We start from the raw sequence: 26920 nt of genomic DNA on the forward strand, positions 1-26920 counted from the left end.
ATATTTTTAGTTTTTTTAAAGAATTGCCCTTAAACCGATTGAATAGCTTGGAGACAGCAGTACTGTTCCTATCGGGTATTCTGGATCGATGTGTTCTTTATTTGCCCGCCATATTATCCCTAAATTATTTGCTGAAGCATAAAGGTTTATCTTTTTGATATTTAACTTAACGAGCCCTTTGGATTTCAGGTCATAACTTAAGGTAATATACTGCAGTCTGAGATGATCCCCTTTGAGTACATTGACCTCTGCGCCATTATAAAATGCATCCCTTGCCGAGTTTGAGGGATAAATTGCACCGGGAACATTTGTCAGGGCTTCATCGCCTGGCTTTTGCCATCGGCTGGAATACTCATTAAGGCCAATACCCGAACTATAAAGCGTGCTATAGGCAATGGATGGCCTAAAGAAAAAATACCCAAGCTTATACATCAGACGGATATCAAGGGTCAGGTCTTTGAAGGTAAATGAATTGCCTATTGAGCCAAATGTGGTGGGCAGAGCGGATCCATGATATACCAGATCAGAGAGCTGAGTGGAGGCCCCGGTTAACTTGGTATAGTCCTTACTTACCTGACCCGCGACAAAACCCCTAGGATCTCCTGTAGCCGGGTCCAGTCCGCCCCATCTATAGGAAAAAATGCCATGGACGGGTTTACCGGTAAGGCCAGATATACCTATTAGACTACTCGTACCAATGAAATTACTTCCCTGAAGAGAAGAGAGATAATATTGGGTGACCCTGTCATGGTATGTATTGAGATTCAACGTAGTTACCCATTTCAGCTTCCCCTGCAGATTGATACTGTTCAGCTGAATATCCAATCCGCGGCCTCGCATCGCCGCCACATTTTTGCTGATGGAAGATATACCCGTCGTATAGTCTAACACGCTTGGACCAAAGAGATCTGTTCCTTTTTTTTCGTAATATTCTACACTACCACTGATGCGCTGGTTTCTGCTGGAAAAATCAAGACCGATATTCTGCATTGAAACCCGCTCCCACCTCAGATCGGGATTTGCATCCCTGGCAATCATTGCAAACGGCATCTGGGTATAAACTGAGCTTCCCAAAAACGATATTGTCGTCAGTGCTGACCTGCTCTGATCAACATTTCCGCTAAAGCCATAAGTTGCACGCAGTTTTAAAAACGGCAGCCAGTCTAAATGATAGAAACCTTCCTTTGAAATGTCCCAGGCAGCACCGCTGGACCAGAGCGGTGTCCATTTATCGTTGGTACTTACCCCGAACAGGTTTGATGCATCCCTTCTTCCGCTAAGAGAGAGTGTGTATTTATCAAGATATGTGTAGGCCGCATTGGAAAATAAGGAAACATATCGCGTTACATTTTCTGACAGGCCATCGATGTAAGGAATGTATTCTGTACTTCCGGTGATAATGTTCGGATATGGACTGGTGTAATCAACTTTCCCTCCTTTCAGCGTATTTTCATCTATACCATAGTATCTATTGCTGTTTCCAGAAATCCTAGCTTCACGCAGTTCAGCTCCCGCAATTGCAACTAGGCTATGTTTTTTCCACTTTTTGTTTACTGATAACTGGCCACGGAGATTATATGCATTCAGCTCGGCTGCCGAAAAATCGTAAATACCTCCATTTGGGATCTTATAGGTGACTGAGCCAGTGGAACTGATCTGCGTAAAGCGGTTCACCAGGTCTCTGGTAAAATAGCTTTCAAGACTATGGACGGTGCTGATATCTGTCTGTTGATTTTGATACTGGTATTTTATTTCCGTCGATAACCAGTCAGTCATACTGTATTTAGCAGCGGTATTGATCAGAACATCCTGAATACCCGTCTTGGTCCGATCATTGAGATAATCGGTGAGTGGATAATATTTCCAATCCAGCAGCTTTCCGTCACTGATGGAATTGAGGTAACTGCTCCGTATCCCCTTTGGAATAGCAAGCGGTTTGCCATTTTCAACTGCTAGAGCAGTATAGGGATATCTGCCATAACTCATATCCCCGTAACCCGGCCGTGGGCTCTGCGCCGCGGATTTTGTAAAATAAAGTTCACTTGAGAGTTCCAGTCTTTTAACAGGTTTATAACTCAGCTTGTAAGCCAGGTTTAACCTGTCATATTTCCCGTCCAGGTTACTGATATTATTATCATATCCTGTCGAAATCCCCCAGCGTACCTTATCGCTACCTGCTCTTAATGAAAGGGAATACTGCTGGTTGACTGATGTCGAATACACATAATCTTTAAAATCGTTAAGAACATCCTTATTTTTAAGTGACTCGATCTGCGTATCAATCGATGCGGCTTCATCAACAGATGCATTTTCCCGGCTGATGAGCAGTTCTATCACCGGGGATAGCGCAGGTTTGCTGGCAGAATTGATCAGTGAGGCATAATAACCTTTAAAATAGAGCATCTTTTCAAGCTCGATATATTCAGCAGAAGAAATCCTGTTGACATGCGACAGATCAGGTTTCCCAATCAGGGTCAGGTTTGAATTCAGCTCTATTGAAAGCGGCTGATTGAATCTGGACTTTTTAGTGGTGATTACAATTACCCCATTGCCAGCTTTCGTTCCCCATATCGATGTCGCTGCAGCGTCTTTAAGTATACTGATGCTCCCCACCTCGTTGGGATTGATATTGTCAAGATTCCCTTCGTAGGGAAAATTGTCAACTACGATTAGCGGCGTGCTGATCCCCTGTATGGTGCTGAGCCCCCTGATGGATATGCCGGCGGTATTGGTCCTTCGGTCTACGCTCAGTCCGTTTGCTACCGCTTCCAAGCGGCTGATTACTGTTGGGCCGACCTGCTGGCTAAATAACTTTTCATCTATCTTGGTAAAAGAGCCTGTACTGCGTTCCTTTGGAATTTCCTGATAACCTGTCGACACGGTCACTTCCTGTAAAAGGTTTTCTGATACTTCAAGCTGAATTTTTAATTTCCCCTGCAGTGGTACCAAAACCTCAATAAGCTTTGTGTTAAAGCCTACCGAGTTAATCTCAAGAATGGCTTTCCCTGATGGAAGACTGAGTGCAAAGGTTCCGTTTTCATCACTTTTCAGTGTCAAGGCATTCCCTTCGATTTTTATCGTAGCTCCAGCCACTGGAAGCTGATCCGCTGCCGACACAATTAGCCCCTCTACTCTGTTCTGGGCAAAAAGCATATTTGCGCACATGGTCAGTATTATGGCATAAATAATTTTTTTCATCTTGAATCTGTTTTAACTGCACTTTTCCTGCGGATTACCAGCATATCAATTTCACCTGTCTTTTCTTTGAGATTGAGCCCATATCCTTGTAATAATTCCTTGAGTGATCCATAATCCTGTTTCCCTGGTGGGATATGGATATCCATCCCTCCAGCGTATTTGATATGGCTAAACAATGGGTATTGAAGGGATTTCAGATTATTAAGCGACCCAATCAAGTGAGTTACCGGAGCATTGGTTATCTGGATACCTTTTACAGAATCTGTTGAAGCTTTAAAGGCCCCGCCTTTGCTAATAAATCCTGTATTGCCTTTAATCTCCTTAATGGTGTAATATTTCTGTTTTCGTTTCTCAATATCTACCGAGTAAGGAGAAAAACGGCATATTTCTTCTAATAAAGACTGGTAAAGTTTGGCAGAATCGCGGAGCGGTATATTGAAATCCAGAGAATAGTCATTTTCTTCAAACCATTTTTTTCTTGCAATTTTCTCCGTTGGTGCAAAAAGTTCTAAGTTTGAAACACCTTCAATTATTCTCATTTTGCGATCGTATCCCGCAATGAGTTTTTTTGCGCAGATGTCGATCATGTTGATCAAAGGGGCATTTGCAAAAACTATTCCAGTGGTACGGTCAGTTTTCCTGAGTCTTTTGCTGCTTCCGGTCCCACCGATCGCCCCCTTGAAAGAAATTGAATAATGTTCCAGATTTTTAGGATACTCCTCTACAAGAAAAAGGGGATGATCAACATTGATATCCTTTTTCTGTGCATAGTTTACCTTCTCATTTTTAATTACAGAGCGGATATTTTTTTCATTGATTTCAGCTTCTGAGGTGATAGCCTTTACGATACCGTCTGCTCCGATCCAAGCATAATGCGGGACGAGAAAATGAGGAAAATATTTGTCCAACGATCGGTCTTCCAACACAAAGGTTAATTCGAACAGCCTTTTTTTTGCAATATCAGGCCGCTCCAAAAACTTAAGAATTTCTTCACCTTTTTGAGCAGAGGTAACAAAGAACTGAAGCTTGTCGTGTAGATCAGTCTGGATTTTGAGCATTTTAGGCATTGCTTCAATGCACGGGGCGCAGTAGGTTCCCATGAAATCTACAATAATCAGCTTACCTCTGTAAGCTTCGAAATTCTGCCTTGTAACCTTACCATTCTTGTAGACTACATGCTGAATCTGCCAAAATTCTTCCGGCACTTTTTCGCCGATTTTCAGCCCTTGTTTGGCAATGGTCTTTTCTTGTGCTTTTCCATAAAAATTTAGGCAAAGCAAAGCCAGTACGATTAATATTATCGATTTTTTCATAAAATTTTTAGTTAGTTGATTTAAGGAAAACGGGGAGAAGAGAGCGTACTGTCCATGGAGGGAGTTGCATTATAGAAAGAGGCAGGGACATTATAAAGAACCTATTTATCATTAACCATTATTGGCCCCTGCCCGATTCAAACGCCTAAACCGGGTTCTTCGGCTTCAATGCATAAAGCCTATCAAAAGGATACGTGTTAAAAAGAGAATTCATACAAATTTATTTAAGATTAACCGCTGTGCCCATATGCACAGATATCTATTTCCTCTTTCCAATAGATTATAAATTTTGAAACTGAGCTAAAAAAGTCTAATTTTAAGGAATCGCTAAAAACCCGAAATAGAACTTTAATAGAGTTTCATTTCAAATAGTTTATTGGAATACAAAAGACATACTGAGAGGCCTTCAATTGTTTAAACCAACCAAAAGCTTAATGGCTTTTTAGGTTTTGGACAGATTTGCCCCGTATGTCTTTCTGATAATAGCGAACACTATTCTGGTGTACAGATTACGTTCTTTATTAACAATTGTTGAGCAAACGAGATATAGGTGCAATACAGGCACAAGATCTTTGCGGTTAATGTTTTCGTTTTCATGACGGTTTATAAATGTTCTATAAACGAAATCTTCCCTCAGAAGCTTGTTGAGCCTAATTGAAATCAATAAGGCGATCTCAAAGCTTCTGTTCGTGGTATCGCCAGACACCTACAAAAAACCTTGCGGAAAATTGTTCCCTCAGAAGACTAACATGAGAATCGCCCTATTGAATATATTATCACAAAGATAGAAATATCCAATAGAAATGGCGAACTCACGGTACTCTCGAGGGTAACTGGCGATTTTCGAACGAGAGACATCGTTAAAAAGATAGAAATCCATCTTTTATGATTGTCGCAATAATTAATACAAGTATAATAAATTTTAACATACGCTCCAAATAGAGGGAGCATTATTTTCAAATTAAATGAGTTATCTTAAAGCAGTTATTTCAGAAATTGACCATAAAATCATTTTAAACGTTAAAAAATTGCGAGAAGAACACGGTATTTCTCAACGAAGTCTCAGTGAGTTAATGGGTCTAAGCAAAAGCTTTGTTGGAAAAATAGAGGCCCTGGGACAGCCTGAAAAATACAGCGTCCGCCACCTGAGATTGATTGCAAAAGCACTTAATCTTAAGTCGATTCGTGAAATTTTACCTATTGAAGTCCCAGAGAATGATATGATTGAAATTACCTATGAAAAAGTCGCTAAAGTTAATGATGACGGAAGCCTAGGCAAACAATTTGAAGATAAAATTATAAGAATCCAAGCAAAATAAATATTAAATTGAAATTTATTCCAATTCGTTTTATTGCTTACAATAGACTATGACGCACTGTAGTACTGGGCAGTTGATAAGTGAGAGCATAAATTTCTAAGAAATAGTTTTGGAACAAAACTAGGATTTTATCCAGGCAGTCCTAAAACCAGTGGACATTCTGCAAAATGGCTGCAAGCCGGGTATTCTTCCTGTCCTTTGTTTCATTTTTTTACTACTTCCAAATATGTCGTCTATTGCTTTTTTTGTCCATAGTAATGTTTAACTGTTACATACGTTTGATTAACTTATCCTTATAATTATCGTTATTACCTAAACTTCGACTTGTCAAGCCATGTATCGGAACGATCGACAATTTTCCCCTTTAACTTTTGTAGCTCATGTCCCGAATTTGAAACGATTCATAATGGAAATACACCTTTCTATGTAACAAGCCATGTTTGTTGCTTAATAATACAATTTATATCTATATATTAGATTCAATTTACTAGACTTCTTGATACGATCTACGTAGTGACAACTGGAGAATAATAATGTTTGGGCTAGCTGGAAATTCATATAAATTTACAAAAACAATTGGCATAGCGGTTTTTACCGTGTGCATATTCTCATCCTTCCTGTTCAATACAGGAAGCGATAACTTCATAAAGCAGCTGCACGGACCTTCATTTCATTCATTCTGCCTTGCTGGAGCAGCAGTAGTGTTTTTTGGCTATTTTTTTAAGTCTGGAATTATCGTGATCAAAATTTTAGATCTGTATGTGTTGGTTTTCATCGTATATATGCTATTGCGGACAATACAAAATTCCGCCCCATTGGTTAACCAATCACAATTTTATACTTATTTTTCCTACGGAATTATATACAGCATTGTAAGGGTTGTAAATAAACATGATAATAATGGTCGAGCGGTCATTCTCGTAATTTTTGCGGTATGCGTGGTCAATGTTTTGGTGGCTGTACTACAACTTTTCAAAGTTATTCCGATTTCAAACAGCTTACAAATGGTCAGTGGACTTTTTGCCAACCCCGGATCGTTGGGTGGTTTCATAGCCTGTGCCATACCGCTCACAATTACAATAAAAGCATCATCCAATAACTTGAAATGGGTCAAAGTTACCTTGATCATAATTTTCGGGATCGCATTATTCCTAAGTTCATCACGAACCGCCTGGATCGCAGCAGCTGTACCTCTTGTTATATATTATATTCCTTGGTCCAAGATATTCAAGAACAGGTATGTTTGGATATATCTAGGTGTGATTTTATGTTTGATCACTTTCACACTTTATAAGTTATATTACCTAAACCCACTTTCTGTACAAGGACGCATGCTGATATGGAAGGTCAGCTTTCAGATGTTTCTTGAAAAGCCTTTCTTTGGTTATGCAGCAGGGGGATTTGCTGCAAATTACAATTCATTTCAGGGTGCCTATTTTGCATCTTCATCGGGAACTGTTTCTGAAAAAATGCTTGCATCCACCGTATATACCCCATTTAATGAATATCTAAGGATACTAATTGAAGGAGGAGTTATGGGTTTATTATTTTTTACCCTGATCATAGTGCAGTTGGTGCGATCAATCCGAGTTACCAAGTCAGAATCCATACCGGTGTATCTTTCGATTTTCTCCTTCTTGATTTTTTCAGTTTTTTCATACCCATTTGCAGTTGAAGGCAACAGCTGCTTATTTTTTGCGCTAATCGCAATAATGCCAACAAAAACTGTCATAGCGAAATCCGCATCTACCAAGCTTGCTTGGATAATTATTCCAGTTTACCTCTTTCTATCTGCTCCTATTTTTCGCTCAATTTATTCAATAAAAAAATGGAGAAATACCAGCACGATGTGGGATTACAATGAGTATCATGCATTGCAGGAGTATAAGCAAATCGAGAAAAACCTTTCTTACAATTGGGCTTTCATGTACAACTACGGTGCAGAGCTATTAAGGCACGGACACACAATTGAAGCAATCAATACATTAACAAAATGCAGGAATTTGGGGGACAACGTTTTAATCAACAACCAAATTGGCCAGGCCTATGCAAACATAGCGCATAACCAACAATCAGAAGAATATTTTAGAAGATCCGCCAACATGGTGCCCGGCATGTTGAGCCAAAAATTTGCCCTGTTTAAGCTCTATGAGAAAACAAGAAACTGGAAAAAATACTTTGAAACCGCCCGGGAGATCGAACAGACCCCCATCAAGATCGCAAACCCCGAATCGATTTTAATAAAAAACGAAACACAATCATCTATACTTAAATACAAAAAGAAAAAAAATGAAAAACAGATCTAAATTTTATGTGCTATTCAGCATCATGATTGCCCTACTATTGGGCATTAACGCCTGTCGGAAAGACTCATCAGATCCCGCTCCCGAGCAACCAATCAACAGCGACTTACTTGCAGCGGCAAAGCAATGGCGCCAAGACCAGCTTAAAGTGGCGAGAGCGGTGCTGCCAGGTGATTTTAATATTAAGGAGTATAATCCAATGTGGGCAAAGGCCAGATACCGTAATAATTCGTACCATCAAAAAGTCATCGGTGTGCCAATGTTTTACAGTGACTCCACGTATGTCGAAATGAACGTGGTTTTAGTTGAAGGCAAGTCTTATGGTATTATTAAGAAGTATCACAGGAATGATCAATATAAACTTGATATAAAAATGTTTTCAAGTACAGGAAATCTTTTAACAGGAGGAGCATATGATTCAGATAGGGGTGTGATGAGACAGTCGAGGCTGAAAATTGCTACTCTCCAAAGCTTAACACCTATGAATACGGTAATGGCAGAAGGTGGTGGTATTGACCTTGAAGAGGTAACAATCCACGGCACCCCTCCGCCCCCACCAACAACGCCAAGCAATCCTACATTCCCAGTTGACCCCATCGGTCTGCCTGGTGGAAACAACGGCGGAGGTACCGGTACGGGTAATGGTGACGGTGGCGGTTCTGGCGGAGGCACTGGAGGTAATACTTCAGGCGAGGACAGTTATGAATATCCAGAGGCTTCATTGGACACTTCGGCTAGACCTTGTTTAAAAAGTATATTATTAGACCTAAAGGCATCAGCCAATGTTCTTTCTTCTCTTAAAAGGATCTTTAACTATGAAACAGGGATGAATAATGTATCCGCCATATTTGAAAAGGTTGCTACTACTCCTGGCTGGAATATTAAGATCGGAGAAAAAATCATTCCTGACCGAACTGATGATTTCAGTGGAACAGTAACCCAGGTAAATGCCGATACCTATGGACTTAATGGAGGAGTATACATTGATTTTAACAAAACATTATTGAATGCAGGTACTAACCTTTCGATTGCACGGACAATGATCCACGAAAGCATGCACGCTTATTTTCTTTATGGAATGGCAAGAAGCTATGAACCGGGTTATGCTGATTTTGTTGCAGCTAATGATCTTTTGTTTAAAAAGGATGGCGGTGAAGTAAAAGACACGGAAAAAGCGCAGCATGAGCTAATTGCAAAGAAATACGTTGAACAACTGGCAGGTATGTTGGCTTTTTATGCAAGGATAAACAATATTACTTCACCAGATGCGTCTTTAACTATAGATGAATATTGTAAAGATCTTGCTTGGGGTGGGTTGATGAGTACCAAGGCATACCGAGCGGCACCGAACAAGTCACGGATAGAATCCAATGTACTTAAAGAAGCAAAGCACACACAAGGTTCAACTACTAAAAAAGATTGCTAATGAAACTATTTATAACCTGCCTGTTAATATCCATTATAGGAATTCAGGCTCACGCACAAACAGATAAAAAAGAACTTTACAAGATCCACAAGCTCTTGCAGCAAAGTTTATCTTCAGAGGGAAAATATACAGTCTATGGTACCACGAAAAAAAATGTGATAAGGAACTTTGATTTCAAAAATCCAGATGGCATTGATACATCTGCATCGAATATCTGGAAAAGGTCTGAATGGAAAAACTTTCTAAACAGTGTTGATACTTCTGCTGTTTCCAACTATTCACTGTCAACCGCTGGTAAGCCATGGTTCAGAAATATGGGAAAAGTGAAACATACCGTGGTCTTCGCACCTATTATTTTGAGCACAGATGGTGATCTAGCTGTTTCAATATTGGAATTAGCTGATACAGTTGGACGGTCGTCAACAAGCAGGGTTTATTTTTTACAAAAGGAGAATGGTATCTGGAAGATAAAGCAGGATCGAGTTATTTCATTAACCGATTATTCATAACTAAAAAATAAGATAACCTTGAATTAATGAGCGGTCTTAAATCCGCTCATTTTTTTTCATTACACAACCAATACTGCTATTCATTCACATTCGGATAGAGAAAAAATCAGCTTTAAAAAAGTGAACAGTTGATCAGCTTAAAACTAAAGAAAACTATGTCATTTAAAGTAAATACCTCAATGCGGATCAAGGATTGGAATTTGGTATAATTTCCCCTAAATAAGCATAACCTCGACCGTGGACTTCACCGATGGAAGTCCCTTCACCCAGACCGTAATCCTGACCAATCCTTTGTAGGTGCTTCCGCCCGGATTGAAATTTACTGATGCCGTGCCTTCAGCAGTACTCAAGGTTCCGTTACTGAAACTTCCGATCACTGCCCCGTTGCTGTCCGTTGCGCTATATTCCAATGCCACATCTGCGTTCGGCTTGCCCACATTTCTCTTTAAAGTAATTGAAACAGCAAGACTGGAGGTTGGACCTGAAGCCAATGTAGCGGCTGAAGACAACTGGATATAATCCGGTAGCGCCCTGATAAAATTAACTGTATATTTCCTGTTGATACCAGCCAAGGAAAGACCGACGTGCGCGGCAGAAGGCTCATCGTTCTTTAGATAGGCCACAACTTTCCCATCAATATCCGCACTGACCTCTATCGTTTTATTACCATTTGAAAACGAACCCTGATCAGTTTCAAATGTTATTTTCTGGGCAGCAAGCGGCATTGACTTATTAACCATTGCCGTTATCACCACATTACTGACATTGTCTGATGCCACATTATCGGTTATCGGCTGAACAGTAAATACATTATCCGGGGCTGGCGCTGTAAAGTTTACCACTTTAGTAGCAATGTTGCCCTCGTTCGAGATACGGACAGAAGCCACCCCCATAGCAGCTCCCTTCAGATAAGCAACCGCATTACCCGAATTATCGGCAACAATGCTTACCGTTGGGGTATTGTTGCCAAAGGTCCCCAGATCGGTTGAAAAAACTATCGCACGCTTCGAGGGATCTGTCTCTGGGCTGATGTGCGCCGCAATCTTCAATGTCGAAACATTATCCGCAGCCAAATTCTCTGCAGCTGGATTTTCAAGCGAAATACCCCCAAAGGATGTGAAGGTCACCGTCTTGCTCACTTTGAAGTCCTTCACCTGAGCGCTCAAAGTACTTAGGCCGGCCACAGCACTTTTTAGATACGCAATTGCCCTGCCATCCTTATCGGCAATTATAGTGATTGTTGGCGTCCCATTTGTAAAAGTCCCGATATCAGAAGTAAAAACAACATCCCGTTTATCCGGGTCCGCATCTGCTTTTATCTGAACAGTCACCTTCAAGGTAGAGAGATTGTCCGCAGGAATGCTCTCATCTGCCGGATTTTCAAATCTGATCACATCAGAATAGTCTAGCGGCTCATCCTTACATGCAGCCAAGAGAAAGGCAAGCAAACAAAGTATGGAATAGGTTATCTTTCTCATAAGAACTGGATCATACAATGTTTGATATCACTTAGTTTGTTCGTCTTGTTTACCACCTGAACATACAGAAAGCAGTAATCATAATCATCGGCCCCGGTCTGCTCTTTTATCAGCTTAAGCTTTACGCTCACTTTCTTATCCCCTCCCTTATGGACCGTAGTCAGGGAGATTTCCTTGGTAAGCTTATTGTTCCCATCCAGAAAATAAATGTTATTGCTGTGGTTCAACTGGTAAAAAAGGTCAATAGCAACATCTTTTCCACCCGATATGGTGTATTCTATAGAAACCAGCCCGGGAAGGGTTATCTTCTGAACCTCTGGCGTAATTTCACTCAGGTATATATATGACATATTTATCTATTTTAAAGGTTTATAGTAAAAGCTTTTATTTTATTCTTTACCGGTCAATATCTTCGTCTGTCCCGCGGTAAACAGCCCATTGAAAACCGTCCTCACATCAATATCAAAGGATAGCGATACAAATGGCTTCCCAGCTATCGAATTATTCGTATTCAATGGGTTCTCATTGACCTTTGTATACCACAGGTAGCCTCCATTGAAGCGAACAAAACTAGCCACCCGAAAGCCCACGCCCGTGATCAGATTGAAACTATTGGCCAGTAGATCATCCCTATAATTGGGTTTGGCAATACTGCCGACCGAAAGGCCCACCAATAGCGATACACGTTTACCCATATTGCTCGACCAGGTAATCTTCTCATTTCTATTTACAGGTCGAAAGTAAATATTGGTACCCAGATAAGGCACCATTTTTCCGGCAGAAGGAATCAGTGCAAGCCCCAGATCCGCACTGATGTAGGTATTTGCCCTGGTCACAAAATCAGGGTTGAAGCTTGTGCCCGAAACAGTCATATACATGATGATGCCCTGCGCAAAAGTATCCGCAATTTTTCTGGCATTTGCAGTTGTTGCAGCCTTGGCTTTGTCCACATTATTCAAATAGTTTTCTGTTTGTATCCCGATAGCCTCCAATGCATCCGTGATATTGGCCTTTATCGACCCAAATTCTTTATTCCCGGGAAGTTTCATCTGCTTAAGGATGATACGTACAGTATCAAAGGACAGCTTCTGCTTAGCCATATCGGCTCTTGTAAAAGCAGTATCAACAAGTGGGGTCTTCAACTCAATACTTTTCATTGCTGCCAATCTGCCGAGTAAGGCCAGGTCCCCTTTCTTATCCTTGCCGTCTATGCTTTTAGCATATTTTTTGACAAAAGCATTAAGCGAATTGAAATTATCCACCAGCAAAGCCTTTGCACGCGTAAGTGGATCCGTAGATATGACAGTTCCTTCCTTCAGGCTCAAAAGAATTTGAAGGGAATCTTTTATTGTTTCACTGTCTCTGTTATCCTTAAAATTGGCGATAAGATCCTTGCTCGCCATGTAACGTGTTATACTATCCTTAAGCATTCCAGTAATACTGTCAACTTCCTTAATGGAAAATCCGAACGTGCCCTTTTTATCCTTTAAAGATTTCAATTTTTCCCCGGCAATCTCCCGCAGTTTTGTCGTTTCCCCGGGCTTAAGCTTCCTCTCGATCTCGAGAATAAAGGTAAAGTCACGGTTCGGGGGAAGCTTACCAATCGAGAAATGGAACGGATCCTCAGGTCCACCCCTGGTACCCTCTGCTTTTCTCCACTGATAATTTACCCCCTTGCGGTTAGCAGCCGCTTCCGAAATTATAGTCTTAATATAATCTATGCTAGGCGTGCCTGCCAAGGAAATCTTATTATAATAGGCATTTACCGATAGCGCCTCATCCTTCTTGATAAAGGTCTTGTCGGTAAGCGTAAGCTTAATCCTTAAGGGAGTATCAAAAGGCAAAAAGGTCTTGAAGCCTCTTTGTCCAAGGTCCACCTCAACTTCCTCTGACGATCCTGTCACGACCGCGCCGGTGGTAACTTTTTTTATTTTGGTCTTTTCTGTTATTACCGTCTGGGCACAGACCTGAAAACTGGTCAACAGGATGAGCGGAATGCAAAAACGCACTGAGCATTTTAGATATTGGAGGAGCATATTTAGCGTTTGGTTTAGATATTGGTGTCCGTTTTTCCCAACCGGGAATTAAATCTTACAAAAACGATGGTAACATTGGCAAAAAAAAATATCAAGGCTCACCATACAATAATCAACTGAATTTAAGAAGATTAACTATCATACAAAACTTTCTGGAATACTTTTAATCAAAATACCCAGTACTGGGTATAGCCTTATCAAATTTGCATGTCTGTTGTGCGCCACAAGAATTTAGCTTTTTGAGACCTATCGTAATCCAACACAAAGGGATTGGACATATTCCGCGACCTAAAATACTGGAATCCATCCTATAATTTATACCAAAACATCACCGTTCCCTTGGCTTGTTGGAGTGTTGCTAAACCAGCAACTTAAAAGGGCAGGCAATTTAACAAGGCCTGCCCATGATTATTCTTATCTGTTCCATTCGTTAACTGGAAAACACAGCCGTAACTACAGCAGGAATGGTCACCAAACTTGACAACGGTTTCAAAAAGAAAATGGAGGATCAGATTATGGAAGAGCTCGAAAAAAATTAAGCCGGCATATTAGAGGAGGGCAATTATGGCTCCTTGCAATCGTTTTTATATCTCAACGGACAAGTAAATTCAGGACAGGTCACAATATTGGCTATTTTCCCTGAAATACCCGCTGTAAACATTCACTCTTCATACCCTGTTTGATAAACGATAGTATGCATTTTAGCGAAAAAATATGGGTAAACCTACAGCTACCGGAAATTCTTCCGGTTGACTGTAGGTTTAAAGAGTGCACTGATGATAGCTCTACAAAAAAACCGGCTTGATCATCGCGATAATTAAAATGGCAGGATCACTTTTAATCTTTCCTTTTCAATATTATGACCCCATAATCGGATTTCCCACCATAAAGCGCAGGCGATTCCCCAAAAGAAACGGTGATACTCTTGAAATCTTTTAGTTTGTATTTATATAAACTATCCATGCTCACTTTTTCGGTTTGATCAATCATCACATAATCGGAATAGGCCACTGATGAGAATTTTGGAAAATCGGCCTTTACCCTATCTTTTATCAATTGATTGAGCCCGGATACCAGTTTGATAAAACTACTATCCACTACGCTTTTTTCGCGCCTGTAAGACTTATGTTCTTTTCCGGCAGTCTGTCCATGAGCACTAAAATAGAAAGTGCCTGTCAGCAATGTTATTAATATTAACTTCATAATAAAATCTATTTATCCATGTACAGGGCACTTGCCACCTTTGGTAGGTAAATTATCATACACGTTAGGGTAATCACTTTTTATATTTGATGCTGTCGCAATTTTTGGGGTACCATATATACCGGCATCTAGGTCGTACATTGTTTGGTAAGCTTTGATTTCATCTTCCATTCCAATCATCGTAGCCTTTCCGGCACTGTCGAAACCAATTTGACCATCCAAAATTTGACCAACATGTACCAGCTCATGTACAAGCAGTACATAATCTGCATATCCATTTCCGGTAGAGCTGATATTTACTACATATTCTCCTGTAGAAAGATCTTTAGAAGTTAGCCCATCTCCCTTACCGTTGGCATTAGGATTATTTGAGGTCTCAATTCTGATGTTCATACCGGAATTTTCAATTCTCTCTACCAGGCTTGCAACACGGTTTACCGCATTTAATTGTCTGTCTATCCCAGCCTGAGTAATATCTCCGTGTATAACCAGATTCGGCAGGCTTGACTGCTGAGTGCTCAGGATATTCTTTAGGGTACCCAGTGTGTTCGAAGGATCCTTAATTTCAGGTATCTCGCCGTTTTCCCCTTCTTTTATCTCCTTGTATTGCATCTCGCATGTACAGGTCTTTTCCTCTTCCTCCTGTTCATCGGTCTCCGAACCATCGCCGTGATCTTCCCAATCATCCCATGGATTTTCCTCATCTTCTTCGGGAAACGGATCCTCATCAGGTTCAGGATCCGGATCGAGGGGAGGTGTTTCATCCTCATCGTCAGGATCAGGGGTAATCACCACTTCATCTAGCTCTCCGCCATCTAAAGTATCATCGCTATCCCCTCCACCTTTTAAAGTTTCAAGGTTATCCAGTAATATTTCCTCTGTTTCACTAGAGAGCCTTTTAAATAATAACGCAAAATTGTTTTTCATAATCGAGTTAATGGTTAAAAATCAGATATTTCAATTGTTTAATGACTATAGGGTAATACATATATAAATACACCCCGGTAAATTTTTCAATGCCCTTTTTGCCGACCTTTATCATATCCTTAGGTGCTGGTATACAGCTATACCAACATACGGCCCATCGCATCGACTTCGATCTCCAGGGTCAACCTTTTGAACATCCTCTTCTTTGTTCTATGACACCAGGAGAAGACCTGTATCTGTTTATCCCAGTTACCATACATCGCATCCAAAATCATTTGTGGTTCCCGTTGCACAAAAAGCTTACATCCCTCGAAATCTATTTCTGTTAGATCCAGATAACGCTGCTTGTCAAAAGTATATCCATCGGTCATGTGCAGGCTGTCCCCTTTGTCGTGAACAAGCCAAAAGTCTATGAACGGAAAGGTATAAGTGTAGCCTTCTACAGCTTCGCCCCCGTTAAGCCAAAACTTATAGTAAATTGCTCCGGTCTTTTTGTAAATCCACTCAGTGAAACTGATCGATCCCTCTTCTTTGACTGAGATCAGAAATTTCTCAAGATCATGGTAGAGTATGGAGATATCGATATCATCATCCCATGGCATGATTCCCCCGTGCCTGACATGCCCTAACAAAGTACCTGCATGTGGCATTAATTTAATAGCTAACTTATTGGCATGACCAACCAGTCGATTAAGCAATTTTACTGCACTTTGTTTTTGATATGGATTCCATGCAGAGTGGTTCATCATGGCATGCCTTACAGATTGGTAACGGCTAATATAGCTCCTGCATTTTGTTTCTTCAAAATCAAACCAGTCCGTTTCCGCATAGCTGGTAAAGATCTGGTCCGCGAATGAAAGCTCAAGCAATACCTCATCAAAAGGCCTGTCAATATAGTTTTTAGAGAGGATTTTGTTTATCCCCGACCGGTTGACAAAATAGATGTAACTTCCCCAAAAGTGTGCGATTTTAGCTGCACACATCTTTGGAGCCCGGATATTTTCCACATCTTTTATCTTATCAAACGGAAAAAACAACTCCGTGCCGCTGGGTACCTGCTCCAGAAATAAAGAAATTTCATCAAAGCTATAATTCAGATCAACCCCATCCTCGATTACCATACACCAGTCTTCTTCCGATCTATCATAGAAATCTAAAAGGATAGCGAGTTGATATTTATAGTAATCAATTTCATAATCACTGATGTCAAATCCATATGTTGCGTTAAAATAGGCATGATCTACCGCATAGTCCGGCATGGCTGCATCAATGGATAATTCGCCAGCGTTGGTGACCCGGACGGGATGGATAGAACCAGTTTCTGAAGAGTAAATTTTGTAAATATTCATGTAGAGTATTGTTAAATTAGATAATCTTTTCATTCAAGGATGAGTAGTTTATTTTGCAGATTACATGAAAGAAAAGCTTTGGCTAAGTATCCTTTCAGAATGTTGCAGTTATGAACCACTCTTATCAATCAGTCCCGAAATAAAAACCGGTTTGTATTTCAATGCCTTTGTAAATCGGTAACTGTCTTTTTATCATACTCTACAATAGCGATATCTTCAACCAGTTGTTCATCAAAAAAAAGCGCTGCCTGCTTCGACCATGTCCGTTTATATCTCATTAAAAAGCTGCGAACCTCTTCATTTGTTAAAGAACCTTTCAGATTTACAACAATAAGGTTTGCCACTTTTTTTTTGGTTTGAAACTTATTATAAACAACTGCATTGCGCTCAAACATTAATGTAATGCCATTTATGTACTTTTCATTCGGAGGGTAAGAAAAATCAGTTGTATAATGTACGATAGGAATTTCGATATCTTTTAAAAGAACACCCAAAGGTTTGTTTTTGTAATAGCTCTTTCTATCAACAAAGTTTTCAACGAGGTAGTTAAGCGTATCAGCTTTAAAACCTTTCCATTTTTGATAAGCCAGTTTTTGACTGTGTAAAGTATCAGTTTTTGTTTTATCGACAGATATACGCGCTGTATGGTTAACTTCCTGTTTTTGTTCGTGCGCATTCTTACATCCTAAAAAAAGCAGTAAAAGGAATATTGTAGCTATTCTCATATTTGTTTCTTAGTTGGGACAATCTGAAATCTGATACTTTAAAACGCCGTTTTCAGTACTGGTACTCACACCAACTTTACTAAAACTATTTGGAAGATAAGGTGTCTGAGTTGCATCTGCCTTAAACAATGTAAGCCCAGCTCTTTCAGCTATATAGGAAGTGGCACGGGCAAAAGCATCTGTGACTGACAGGCCTTGTGATTTAAATGCTTCCTCTGCATCTCTGAACATTACTCCAACTGTAGAATTTCCATCCCAATTTCCATCCTTGACATTTCCGGAGAAATCATTGAAAAAGTCTTCCATTAAGCTGCTATCAGTAACCTGTAAAGCATATGTTGTTCCATTCTGCGTTTGAATGAATGATGTTTCCAGATTGGACGAACCATTAAGACGATCCCTTAAAAAGGTAATTATATCAGCGCCACCGGGCGGATAATTTGAATTTGGATGCGTATGAAAGTCAGCGATTGAATCGGCATAATTAAATCCGGAAACGCCCCAGGCTGTACCCACGGCTGCAGTTGAGCTTCCTATCACGCCATTCGAGTCTTTGGTTATTGTAAAAAAAGCTTCCTGACCCAAAGCAGTAGGCAGTTGCACGGAGTGGGCGATAGATGCCTGGACCGAGGACGAATTTAAAGTATTCATAGCCTGCTCACCAGCAGCTTTTGCTTTCTCACAAGGGGTGTCTTCTTCTTCCTCATCCTGGTCTTCAGTTTCAGCGCCATCTCCATGGTCGTCCCAGTCACCATCATCCCATGGGTTTTCTTCATCTTCGTCAGGAAATGGGTCTTCGTCCGGTTCGGGATCTGGATCCAGGGGAGGTATATCATCGTCCGGATCTGGCGTGATCACAACCTCATCAAGCTCACCACCATCTACAGTATCGTCACTATCCCCGCCCCCTTTTAAAGTTTCCAGGCTGTCCATTAATATTTCCTCGGTCTCACTGGAGAGCCTTTTAAATAATAATGCGGCATTGTTTTTCATCATTGCTTTGATAGTTAAAATTTAGTTATTCAATTGTTCTAAATTACCGTTGAAGTGAGCTGGATGGCATTTTCATTCCCATCTTCCATTTGATTCCTTTATTAATCTGGAATCGCATTCAACAACACTCAAACGATGTATCACTGTGCCAGCACACGGCCATTCTAATTTGCTTCTTCTTTTTCGGTACCAGAAGTAGGTCCTTACATCAGTATCCATGCTAATTTGAGCCGCAGTGGGTTGGTATGGAAAAACGTTTATTTCAAGCTATTTTTCATCATTTTTATCATGCCAACAACCTGATTCCCGTAAAAACCATTTACATCTGGCGTCCATTTACCATTGCTCTCCCGGGCCAGTCTGATGTGCTCTGGCGAATGCAGTGGGCGAGCCCATGAGATAATCAGATCAAACGATGGCTTTCCGGATTTCCCTCTCTGTAACACCTGCAGTCCATTATGAAAACGCAGATACAGATAAGGCGACAATAAAGTATCTTTTGGGCTTGAACCATACACATAACCACTAACAGGTATCTCAAGATCATGCAGGAGCACATCAAGTTTTTTGTCCAGATAAACACCTTGCCGCTCGTAAAAGTTATATCTGAGATAGGCCAGGGTATCGCTCTTGAAGTGTGATAAGGATCTGTAATCAGTTATTTTACTGGTGTCCATCTGCAGGGACACCGGCTTTTCAGTAAATGGCTTATCAATTGGCGCCTGAATAAGCCTGTTTTTTCCCAGCCCGCACCCAGTACCTATTAGGATATATAACCCTATGATAACAATGAATCTGTACATACCGTTAATTTCTCGGACAGTCCGAAGTTTCGTAAGTCGGTTGGTTATTTGCATCAAGCACCGGGTCTCCGTTTGTGTCTGTTTTGATCTCAGCACCGATCTTGGTGAAATCATTTGAACCGTTCGGCGCTTTGAGCAAGGTCACGCCAGCATCATTCAACAGAAAAGCCGTCGCATGATCATACGCACTCTCAGCACTGGCACCGCTATTTATAAAACTCTGCCGCACCGTTTCAAACTTGGCACCAATCTCTGAATCGGATTTAAACATGTTGTCACTGCCCAGATCCTCCTTAAAGGCCTCGTAAAAATCCTTTAGCTTGGAAGCATCACTTACATTTAGGGCATACATATCCCCGTCAGCCGTCTTAACATATCGCGTCGTAAAATTTGCGCTTACCCCATTGATATGCCCCAAACCCAATATATCCTGTGCAGAAGGCGCATTGCTACTTGGGTGGGTATGAACATCAGCAACTGAATTTCCAAAATTGGTGATGCTGCCCCCTGTCGGACCCATTGTCTGTATTGCCGTTGCCTGGAAGGTTCCATCTGCCAGCTTACGAATAGAGAAACCCTGTTCGGCCGATGTTGAACTAATAGCTGAAAAATTTCCTACCTGTGATTGTACAGCGGTCTTTTTGAATAAATTTGAAGTACTTGTATTCGCTGCAATAGCTGCAGGGCTACATGGATCAGGGCGGTCCTCATTTTCCTCTGTGTCCTGACTGCCGTCATGATCACCTTCGTCATTCCACCAGTCTTCTTCATTCCACTCATCCTCGGGCTCATCATCCCAGTCATCCTCAAATGGATCCGGTTCCGGGATTTCCTCATCATCCTCAGGCTGGTCCGGAGTAATTGTCACCTCATCCAGGTCCCCACCATCTAGGGTGTCACTGTCTCCGCCCCCTTTAAAGAAATGAAGGTTCTCCATCAGGATCAACTCGGTATCTGACGACAATTGTTTAAATAGCAATGGTTTGTTTGTTTTCATTGTAAGGCATCAATTTGTAAATTTTATAAATCCGATCAGCATATATTTAATTCCAAGAACCTGCATCATTCTAAAAGATGTTTTGCACCAGGTATCTCAGAATCGCAAAGGATGTTTTTTTCATTCTTCAGGTTATAATGATATATCCCCTCGGCTATTGCGATATCCCAGGGATGTGTGATCTTAATATTTCTCCGGTCCCCTTCAATAAGGTTAATTTCTAATCCGTAATTTTCGGCTACAGTAGCATCATCGGTAAACAATGGATCATATTGCTGGGCATAAGCTTCTTTAAGCTGGCCCAGTTCGAAAACCTGCGGATTCTGCACAATATAAACATGCTTACGGTCGAGTGCCAGGTTGTTTTTTTGATCACTGCAGAAACGAATGGTATTGGTTGCTGAAACAGCAGGTACCGCATTACCACATTTTATTGCCAAAGAGAATGTATCCCTAATGATCCGCCCACTGACAAAAGGTCTTACGCCGTCATGGACTCCGACAACACCCTCTCCAGAAAGCGTAGAAAGGGCATTTTGTACAGAATAGAAGCGTTCTTCCCCTCCTATCACAATCCTGTGCGGAACCTTAAAGGCATATTCATCACATAGCGAATGCCAGTAAGCTACATAGTCCCCACGCAGTACGAGTATGATCTCGAAAGAAATTCCGCTATCGTAAAATGCATTTATAGTGTGCATTACCACAGGTTTTCCCGCAAGAACAGCAAACTGCTTCGGCATTGGGTCCATAGCACGGCTCCCTGATCCTGCTGCCAGAACGATAATATAGTTTTTCATGTTTCCAATAAGATTACCCGGCGCAATATAAGGTTAGGCGATCGGCAAATCCTGCTAAAAAAGTAATATATATGTTACACTTACGTATATTTTGATTAACAAATTGTTAAGTTAATGTTATGATAAAAAGAACGTTATGTGGCGTTTAAAAAATAATGTACTTTGGAGACCCGTTGCTTAGCGGAGCAAAAAAGACCTTTCACTTTAACGCCTATGCTCAAATCATTTCCTAACGAATTACAGTATGACAAAATGGATTGTGGTCCAACTTGCCTAAAGATCATTGCCAAATATTACGGAAAGTTTTACTCCCTACATTTTCTAAGAGAAAAATGCGGTATTACTAAAGAAGGTGTTTCCATGAGAGACCTTAGTTATGCTGCAGAATCCATTGGACTAAGGTCCAGGTCAGTCCGATGCTCGATCACAGACCTTCTTGACAAAATCCCCTATCCATGTATCCTTCATTGGGGCGGCAACCATTTTGTTGTATTGTACAAAGTCACAAAGACAAAAGTTTATGTCTCTGACCCGGCAAAAGGATTGATAGCATATACCTACAAAGAGTTTTCAGCTAAATGGATCCCTAAGGCACAAAAAAAGGGCGTGGTGATGGCCTTGGAACCACAGCCCAATTTTCATGACCTGCATGTGGATGAAAAGGCAAATAAAAGAAGGACGGTCAGCAATATCCTGTCCTACTTTACTCCATATAAGAAAAGTTTTGGAAACCTGATCATACTGATGACCATAGTCACTATTCTACAGGCACTGCTTCCCTTCATTTCCAAGTCTATTATAGATGTTGGCATCCAGACTAACGATCTGAATTTTATCAACATTATTGTTATAGCCAATATTATCATACTGATTAGTATAACACTTGCAAATGGGATCCGGGATTGGATATTACAGCATCTTACGTCAAGGATCAATGTCGCCCTGATCTCTGACTATCTTATCAAGATCATGAAACTGCCCATTACATTTTTTGAGAACAAAATGATTGGCGATATTATCCAAAGGGCTCAAGATCACGAACGGATCAGGAACTTTATAATGAATAATTCTTTGAATCTTCTCTTCTCTTTTCTTACTTTCCTAACCTTCACGGTTATATTGCTGATATACAACACGATAATCTTCTATATATTTCTGGCTGGCAGTATTATTTATGTGGGTTGGGTTTTGGGATTTCTCCGACTCAGAAAAAAACTGGATTGGAATTTTTTTGAACTGAGTGCCAGGGACCAAAGTATGTGGATTGAAACCATTAACGGAATTCAGGACATCAAGATCAACAATTATGAAAAGGCCAAGCGTTGGAAGTGGGAAAATATCCAGGCACGGCTGTATAAAACAAATATCAGAATGCAGAGGATCAATAACGGGCAAAATCTCGGTGCCCAATTCATTGATAACTTAAAGAATTTGATAATTACCCTTTTCTGTGCCAGAGCTGTGATTGCCGGTGAAATGACTTTTGGCGTAATGATCTCCACCCAAATTATTATCGGGATGCTAAACGCACCGATACAACAATTTGTTCAGTTTGTAATATCTGCCCAAACAGCAAAGATCAGCTTTTTACGGCTAAATGAGATTCATAAATTAGAGGACGAAGAAGAAGATACGAATGATAATGACATTGTCCTTCCCAAAGATAAGAGTATTCAAATTTCAGGTGTTTCATTCCAGTACTCCAGGGGTGCCCCATATTCTTTACAAAATATCACACTGAGGATCCCGGAAAAGAAAATAACTGCAATAGTGGGTGATAGCGGTAGCGGTAAATCAACCTTGATGAAACTGCTGTTAAGGTTATACAAACCTTCTTACGGTGACATTTTGCTTGGCGGCATGAACGTAAACAATATTAGCCTTAGGCAATGGAGGGACAGTTGTGGCGCAGTACTACAGGATGGTAAGATTTTTAACGACACTATTTTGAACAATATAGTTCTCGATGATGAGAATATCGATTATGAAAGACTAAAAAATGCCGTTGAAACCGCCAATATCGGTTTTGAGATAGAAAGCCTGCCTTTGGGGTACAAAACAAAAATGGGAGAGCAGGGCCGGGGTTTGAGTGGAGGGCAAAAACAGCGCATTCTGATTGCCAGGGCACTTTACAAAAATCCCGAATATCTGTTTTTTGACGAGGCCACTAACGCATTGGACACAATAAACGAGCAAAAAATTGTCCGGGCGCTCGATGATGTTTTCAGGGACAAGACTGTTGTCGTTATTGCCCATCGGCTCAGCACGATCAGAAAGGCCCACCAGATTATTGTACTCAAAGGCGGCAGAATCGTTGAAGTTGGAAACCACGCATTTTTAATGGAAAGAAAAGGGCATTACTTCGAGCTCGTTGTCGCGCAGACCGATGGAATGCTTGAAAATATAAATACCACATCTTTTTTGAGTTAACATATGGAACAGATAAAAGCAAGCCAAACTGCTACTAAGCCAAAGAGAACCGAGGAAATACAGCATATTATCGACAGGATGCCCACCAAATTTGGTTTTTGGATAACCTATCTCGTTTTATTTATGTTGGGTGCGTTATTGGTTTTTGGCTGGGTAGTCAAATATCATGATGTAGCCTTGGGCGTTATTACAATTAATACGGCAAATGCCCCGATCAAACTCATTGCCAATACGTCCGGAAGGGTAAAGCTGCTACATAAGACAAATGATAATATCAACAGGGATGAAGTTGTTGCCTATGTCCAAAATCCAGCGGATCTAGAAGATGTAATGGCAATCAAACAGATAACAGATACCTTTAAAATTTCAGGCGAAAACAGTTTGCGGAAATTGAAAAGCCATCTATTCAGCCATAAATTTACCCTTGGCGAACTGAGCTCCAGGTATTTTCAATTTTTAAGCTCACTTAACCATTTGGCAAATTACCATAAAGACCAGATTTATATCAAACAGGAGCAGTCACTGAAAAGAATCCTTGCCGAATATACACACAAACTGAACTCGGTCCTTTCAAAGAATCTCCACAACAGCAAGAATGCTTCATTTTACAAGAGGTTTTCCCAAAGGGATTCAGTTCTACTGGCTAAAAAAGTAATTAGTGAAGCAGAATTCAACAGGTCAGAACTAAGTTACATAGCCTCATTGTCAGCAAAAGAAACCTCAGATTTTGAGCACTCCGGGATATTACAGGAAATAGAGAGAACAAATAACAGTTTGCAACAGTTATCGATAGAAAAAGAAGACAAGTTCATCCAGTTGAGACTAGAGTTGGAATCGGCTTCCTCTGCGCTTAAGGACGACATTAAAATATGGGAAGAACGCTATCTGTTTAAATCACCATTTAAGGGCCGATTACAGTTCCTAAAGTTTTGGGTAGACAACCAGTTCCTTCACGCAGGTGAGAATGTGTTCACTGTGGTTTCAGAAGACAATCAATCATACGGACAGGTTAATTTGCCCATACAAGGTTCAGGCAGGGTGATGATCGGTCAGGACGTAGTGATCAAATTGGACAACTACCCCTATATGGAATACGGGTCACTGGTTGGAAAAGTAAAAGGTATTTCTTTAACAACACACATAGAAAGCACCTCGAACGGAGATGCTGAATCCTATATGGTCAATGTTGCGCTTCCAAAGCACCTGGTTACAAACTATGGCCGGACATTGGAAAAAACACATGAAATTAAAGGAACGGCTGAAATTATCACAAAAGAAAGGCGGCTAATCCAAAGAATTTTTGATAACCTGAAGTACCTGATTCAAAATAAATAACCTAGACAAAAACAAGGCATTACTGCCCGACCATTCCCGCAAGCATAACAAGATGAATCATGTTATTGCCCAATATGCACAGAAAGGGGCTCCGCTAAAAGTGGCCACTGGTTTCATCCCCGTGGCAGCCTTTCCAGGCCTATACCGATAATCACTTATGTTCTGGCTCCTCGCTTTTAAGCCCGTTTTTGGTTCGGCAGGAATTACAATTTATGACAAAGCATCTTCCTGCTGCATCGCAAAAACTAGCGAGATAAGTAAGAGATAATTTTAAACCTAAATTACTCGAAATTAATTAGGTTACTTATAATATTTTTATGTTCTAATTATTTATGCGATATATCCCTATAAGTAAGTGATCATAATTGGCTATGTTGTAAATATTCTCATACAGATCAGCGGTGATCTGGAATTGTTGACCATTAGATTCCAGATAGGGGTTCCATGTTTTTTCATCTGAACTCAAAATCATTTTCCATTTAGCATTTCTTTTTTCAGATAGCAGCTGTCCAATCACAGCGATAAAGTGCAATATATGTTTCTTTTTGAACTCAGAGGAATTTGGTAATTTTCTGAGCCTTTCATCCATATCGGTGAGCAATTGTTCACTGAGATTGGCATTTTTAATATCCAGGGCATCTGAAAGTTCTTTTATCAGGGTTTTTGTATGATCGGGAAAACCCTTTCCAAAAGGATTTTTGCCGGCTAATATCTCCACGCCCTGTGGGCAATTACTTACCTCCAAGTACACCACTTCTACATCTTCAATACTGTAAAAAAGCATACTGTACCCCTGATCCTTTACAATTACCTCGCTATTGTCCAATTTATAAACCTCGATATCAAACTGCAGTTTAAATTTATTTATAGCTTCCTTTTTTGTACCTAATCTTAGGACATCAAATTCTTCCAGGGTAAGTGGTTTACATTTAACAAAAGAGCCATTGCCCAATTCGATATTGTCCATTTTTTTTTGAAGAGTTTTTAAAAATTAAGTAAATAAAGAAGTAAAACCCAGGCCTTACTTTGTAAACTATTTTGATCTAAAAGATGGGAACTAAGCCAAATTAGAGTAGTAGTTTTATTATAAAAGTGAATTCCAGTTTCATTCAAACAAGATTGATTTGGCAAATAACTTGTCATTTCATCTACCACCTGATATAATCCAATACCATAACGTTCTTTACTGATGATAAATATTAAACCCCACATCTTATCAGATACTGAGTATAATGCGCTAAAATGCTCTATACCTCCATATTAAAACATTGTTTGTATTCAAATTATTCACAAACTCATTAAAGTACTCCCCATTGTTAGGACGATAATCCTTACAATGTTAATTATTTAATTTTGTTGTTGTTGCTTGAGGTGTGGGAATGTGGGAAACTCCCTTCCGAGTTTTCCACATTCCCACACCCTTTTCTTTTTTTCTTCTTTTTTCTTTTAGATTCATGCGGCCAATTGTGTAAAACTTTCACCTGGTGTCTGTCTTTTTAGTGAGGTATGCCTTCTCTGATTGTTATAGAATTTAATGTACCCCTGGATTCCCCTGAACAACTGCAAGCCATCGTCTGCAGGCTTTAAATAGATATGTTCGTATTTAAGGCTTCTCCAGAAGCGCTCGATAAAAATATTGTCCAAAGCTCTGCCTTTTCCATCCATCGATATTCGTATTGTATTATCATTCAGCACCTTTTGAAATTCAGCGGATGTAAACTGACTACCCTGATCGGTATTAAATATCTCAGGCTTCCCATGTAAGGCTATCGTTTC

Annotated in this window: 21 protein-coding genes; 6 read left to right on the forward strand and 15 right to left on the reverse strand. The window is 40.3% G+C overall.

All coding sequences use genetic code 11. The features are described from left to right. Positions 1-15: 15 nt before the first annotated feature. Together R2S57_RS22095 and R2S57_RS22100 are read right to left on the reverse strand one after the other, a co-directional pair. Positions 16-3198 (reverse strand): SusC/RagA family TonB-linked outer membrane protein, encoded by a 3183-nt coding sequence (locus R2S57_RS22095; RefSeq protein WP_316847114.1) that lies wholly within the window; start codon positions 3196-3198, stop codon positions 16-18. Beyond that, positions 3195-4511, reverse strand: coding sequence for a hypothetical protein (locus R2S57_RS22100; RefSeq protein ID WP_316847115.1), 1317 nt, complete (start codon positions 4509-4511; stop codon positions 3195-3197). Before R2S57_RS22100 ends, R2S57_RS22095 begins: the two co-directional genes overlap by 4 nt. Before the next feature lie 965 nt (positions 4512-5476). Here R2S57_RS22100 and R2S57_RS22105 point away from each other — a divergent pair. The 4 genes from R2S57_RS22105 to R2S57_RS22120 all read left to right on the forward strand — a co-directional run bounded on the left by R2S57_RS22105 (position 5477) and on the right by R2S57_RS22120 (position 10068). Further along, positions 5477-5830 (forward strand): helix-turn-helix transcriptional regulator, encoded by a 354-nt coding sequence (locus R2S57_RS22105; RefSeq protein WP_316847116.1) that lies wholly within the window; start codon positions 5477-5479, stop codon positions 5828-5830. A 533-nt stretch (positions 5831-6363) separates the two neighbouring features. Continuing rightward, a complete protein-coding gene (locus R2S57_RS22110) occupies positions 6364-8136 on the forward strand; it encodes an O-antigen ligase family protein (protein ID WP_316847117.1) in 1773 nt (590 codons plus the stop codon). Further along, positions 8120-9559, forward strand: coding sequence for a hypothetical protein (locus tag R2S57_RS22115; protein ID WP_316847118.1), 1440 nt, complete (start codon positions 8120-8122; stop codon positions 9557-9559). Before R2S57_RS22110 ends, R2S57_RS22115 begins: the two co-directional genes overlap by 17 nt. Beyond that, positions 9559-10068 (forward strand): hypothetical protein, encoded by a 510-nt coding sequence (locus R2S57_RS22120; RefSeq protein ID WP_316847119.1) that lies wholly within the window; start codon positions 9559-9561, stop codon positions 10066-10068. Before R2S57_RS22115 ends, R2S57_RS22120 begins: the two co-directional genes overlap by 1 nt. 215 nt (positions 10069-10283) lie before the next feature. On the opposite strand, the gene R2S57_RS22125 is transcribed toward R2S57_RS22120, so the two are convergent. The 11 genes from R2S57_RS22125 to R2S57_RS22175 all read right to left on the reverse strand — a co-directional run bounded on the left by R2S57_RS22125 (position 10284) and on the right by R2S57_RS22175 (position 21379). Continuing rightward, positions 10284-11546: a hypothetical protein gene (locus R2S57_RS22125; protein WP_316847120.1), complete on the reverse strand. Its 1263-nt coding sequence runs from the start codon at positions 11544-11546 to the stop codon at positions 10284-10286. Beyond that, positions 11543-11896, reverse strand: a complete 354-nt coding sequence (locus R2S57_RS22130) for a hypothetical protein (protein WP_316847121.1) — start codon at positions 11894-11896, stop codon at positions 11543-11545. The genes R2S57_RS22125 and R2S57_RS22130 overlap by 4 nt, the downstream gene beginning before the upstream one ends. A gap of 39 nt (positions 11897-11935) precedes the next feature. Further along, complete coding sequence (locus R2S57_RS22135) at positions 11936-13582, reverse strand: hypothetical protein (RefSeq protein WP_316847122.1); 1647 nt, start codon at positions 13580-13582, stop codon at positions 11936-11938. An 837-nt stretch (positions 13583-14419) separates the two neighbouring features. Beyond that, on the reverse strand, positions 14420-14785 hold the full coding sequence (locus tag R2S57_RS22140) for a hypothetical protein (RefSeq protein WP_316847123.1): 366 nt from the start codon (positions 14783-14785) through the stop codon (positions 14420-14422). A 12-nt stretch (positions 14786-14797) separates the two neighbouring features. Beyond that, a complete protein-coding gene (locus R2S57_RS22145; protein ID WP_316847124.1) occupies positions 14798-15712 on the reverse strand; it encodes a hypothetical protein in 915 nt (304 codons plus the stop codon). 137 nt (positions 15713-15849) lie between these two features. Beyond that, positions 15850-17061, reverse strand: coding sequence for a LicD family protein (locus tag R2S57_RS22150; protein WP_316847125.1), 1212 nt, complete (start codon positions 17059-17061; stop codon positions 15850-15852). Between the two features lie 158 nt (positions 17062-17219). Beyond that, entirely contained in the window at positions 17220-17786 is a 567-nt protein-coding gene (locus R2S57_RS22155; RefSeq protein WP_316847126.1) for a hypothetical protein, read from the reverse strand. A 9-nt stretch (positions 17787-17795) separates the two neighbouring features. Continuing rightward, positions 17796-18719 (reverse strand): hypothetical protein, encoded by a 924-nt coding sequence (locus R2S57_RS22160; protein WP_316847127.1) that lies wholly within the window; start codon positions 18717-18719, stop codon positions 17796-17798. 317 nt (positions 18720-19036) lie between these two features. Continuing rightward, positions 19037-19456 carry a hypothetical protein gene (locus tag R2S57_RS22165; RefSeq protein WP_316847128.1) on the reverse strand — a complete coding sequence of 140 codons (420 nt, stop codon included), beginning with the start codon at positions 19454-19456 and terminating at the stop codon, positions 19037-19039. Positions 19457-19586: 130 nt separating this feature from the next. Then, positions 19587-20579: a hypothetical protein gene (locus R2S57_RS22170; RefSeq protein ID WP_316847129.1), complete on the reverse strand. Its 993-nt coding sequence runs from the start codon at positions 20577-20579 to the stop codon at positions 19587-19589. 65 nt (positions 20580-20644) lie between these two features. After that, the gene (locus R2S57_RS22175) at positions 20645-21379 is read right to left on the reverse strand and encodes a 2-C-methyl-D-erythritol 4-phosphate cytidylyltransferase (protein ID WP_316847130.1); all 735 of its coding nucleotides are present in this window, start codon (positions 21377-21379) and stop codon (positions 20645-20647) included. Positions 21380-21592: 213 nt separating this feature from the next. On the opposite strand from R2S57_RS22175, the gene R2S57_RS22180 reads away from it, so the two are divergent. After that, the gene (locus R2S57_RS22180) at positions 21593-23809 is read left to right on the forward strand and encodes a peptidase domain-containing ABC transporter (RefSeq protein ID WP_316847131.1); all 2217 of its coding nucleotides are present in this window, start codon (positions 21593-21595) and stop codon (positions 23807-23809) included. Between the two features lie 3 nt (positions 23810-23812). Further along, positions 23813-25144, forward strand: coding sequence for an HlyD family efflux transporter periplasmic adaptor subunit (locus tag R2S57_RS22185; protein WP_316847132.1), 1332 nt, complete (start codon positions 23813-23815; stop codon positions 25142-25144). A 322-nt stretch (positions 25145-25466) separates the two neighbouring features. On the opposite strand, the gene R2S57_RS22190 is transcribed toward R2S57_RS22185, so the two are convergent. Beyond that, positions 25467-26111 carry a hypothetical protein gene (locus R2S57_RS22190; RefSeq protein WP_316847133.1) on the reverse strand — a complete coding sequence of 215 codons (645 nt, stop codon included), beginning with the start codon at positions 26109-26111 and terminating at the stop codon, positions 25467-25469. A 485-nt stretch (positions 26112-26596) separates the two neighbouring features. Then, on the reverse strand, positions 26597-26920 hold a 324-nt coding region (locus tag R2S57_RS22195; RefSeq protein WP_316847134.1), incomplete at its 5' end, for an integrase core domain-containing protein.

It is taken from the genome of Pedobacter psychrodurus, from assembly GCF_032678585.1.
GTDB classification, from domain to species: domain Bacteria; phylum Bacteroidota; class Bacteroidia; order Sphingobacteriales; family Sphingobacteriaceae; genus Pedobacter; species Pedobacter psychrodurus_A.

Bases quoted from the DNA above. Each gene is read 5' to 3' on its own strand.
- R2S57_RS22095 (WP_316847114.1), bottom strand. From the start codon at position 3,198: ATGAAAAAAATTATTTATGCCATAATACTGACCATGTGCGCAAATATG.
- R2S57_RS22100 (WP_316847115.1), bottom strand. From the start codon at position 4,511: ATGAAAAAATCGATAATATTAATCGTACTGGCTTTGCTTTGCCTAAAT.
- R2S57_RS22105 (WP_316847116.1), top strand. From the start codon at position 5,477: ATGAGTTATCTTAAAGCAGTTATTTCAGAAATTGACCATAAAATCATT.
- R2S57_RS22110 (WP_316847117.1), top strand. From the start codon at position 6,364: ATGTTTGGGCTAGCTGGAAATTCATATAAATTTACAAAAACAATTGGC.
- R2S57_RS22115 (WP_316847118.1), top strand. From the start codon at position 8,120: ATGAAAAACAGATCTAAATTTTATGTGCTATTCAGCATCATGATTGCC.
- R2S57_RS22120 (WP_316847119.1), top strand. From the start codon at position 9,559: ATGAAACTATTTATAACCTGCCTGTTAATATCCATTATAGGAATTCAG.
- R2S57_RS22125 (WP_316847120.1), bottom strand. From the start codon at position 11,546: ATGAGAAAGATAACCTATTCCATACTTTGTTTGCTTGCCTTTCTCTTG.
- R2S57_RS22130 (WP_316847121.1), bottom strand. From the start codon at position 11,896: ATGTCATATATATACCTGAGTGAAATTACGCCAGAGGTTCAGAAGATA.
- R2S57_RS22135 (WP_316847122.1), bottom strand. From the start codon at position 13,582: ATGCTCCTCCAATATCTAAAATGCTCAGTGCGTTTTTGCATTCCGCTC.
- R2S57_RS22140 (WP_316847123.1), bottom strand. From the start codon at position 14,785: ATGAAGTTAATATTAATAACATTGCTGACAGGCACTTTCTATTTTAGT.
- R2S57_RS22145 (WP_316847124.1), bottom strand. From the start codon at position 15,712: ATGAAAAACAATTTTGCGTTATTATTTAAAAGGCTCTCTAGTGAAACA.
- R2S57_RS22150 (WP_316847125.1), bottom strand. From the start codon at position 17,061: ATGAATATTTACAAAATTTACTCTTCAGAAACTGGTTCTATCCATCCC.
- R2S57_RS22155 (WP_316847126.1), bottom strand. From the start codon at position 17,786: ATGAGAATAGCTACAATATTCCTTTTACTGCTTTTTTTAGGATGTAAG.
- R2S57_RS22160 (WP_316847127.1), bottom strand. From the start codon at position 18,719: ATGGACAGCCTGGAAACTTTAAAAGGGGGCGGGGATAGTGACGATACT.
- R2S57_RS22165 (WP_316847128.1), bottom strand. From the start codon at position 19,456: ATGGACACCAGTAAAATAACTGATTACAGATCCTTATCACACTTCAAG.
- R2S57_RS22170 (WP_316847129.1), bottom strand. From the start codon at position 20,579: ATGAAAACAAACAAACCATTGCTATTTAAACAATTGTCGTCAGATACC.
- R2S57_RS22175 (WP_316847130.1), bottom strand. From the start codon at position 21,379: ATGAAAAACTATATTATCGTTCTGGCAGCAGGATCAGGGAGCCGTGCT.
- R2S57_RS22180 (WP_316847131.1), top strand. From the start codon at position 21,593: ATGCTCAAATCATTTCCTAACGAATTACAGTATGACAAAATGGATTGT.
- R2S57_RS22185 (WP_316847132.1), top strand. From the start codon at position 23,813: ATGGAACAGATAAAAGCAAGCCAAACTGCTACTAAGCCAAAGAGAACC.
- R2S57_RS22190 (WP_316847133.1), bottom strand. From the start codon at position 26,111: ATGGACAATATCGAATTGGGCAATGGCTCTTTTGTTAAATGTAAACCA.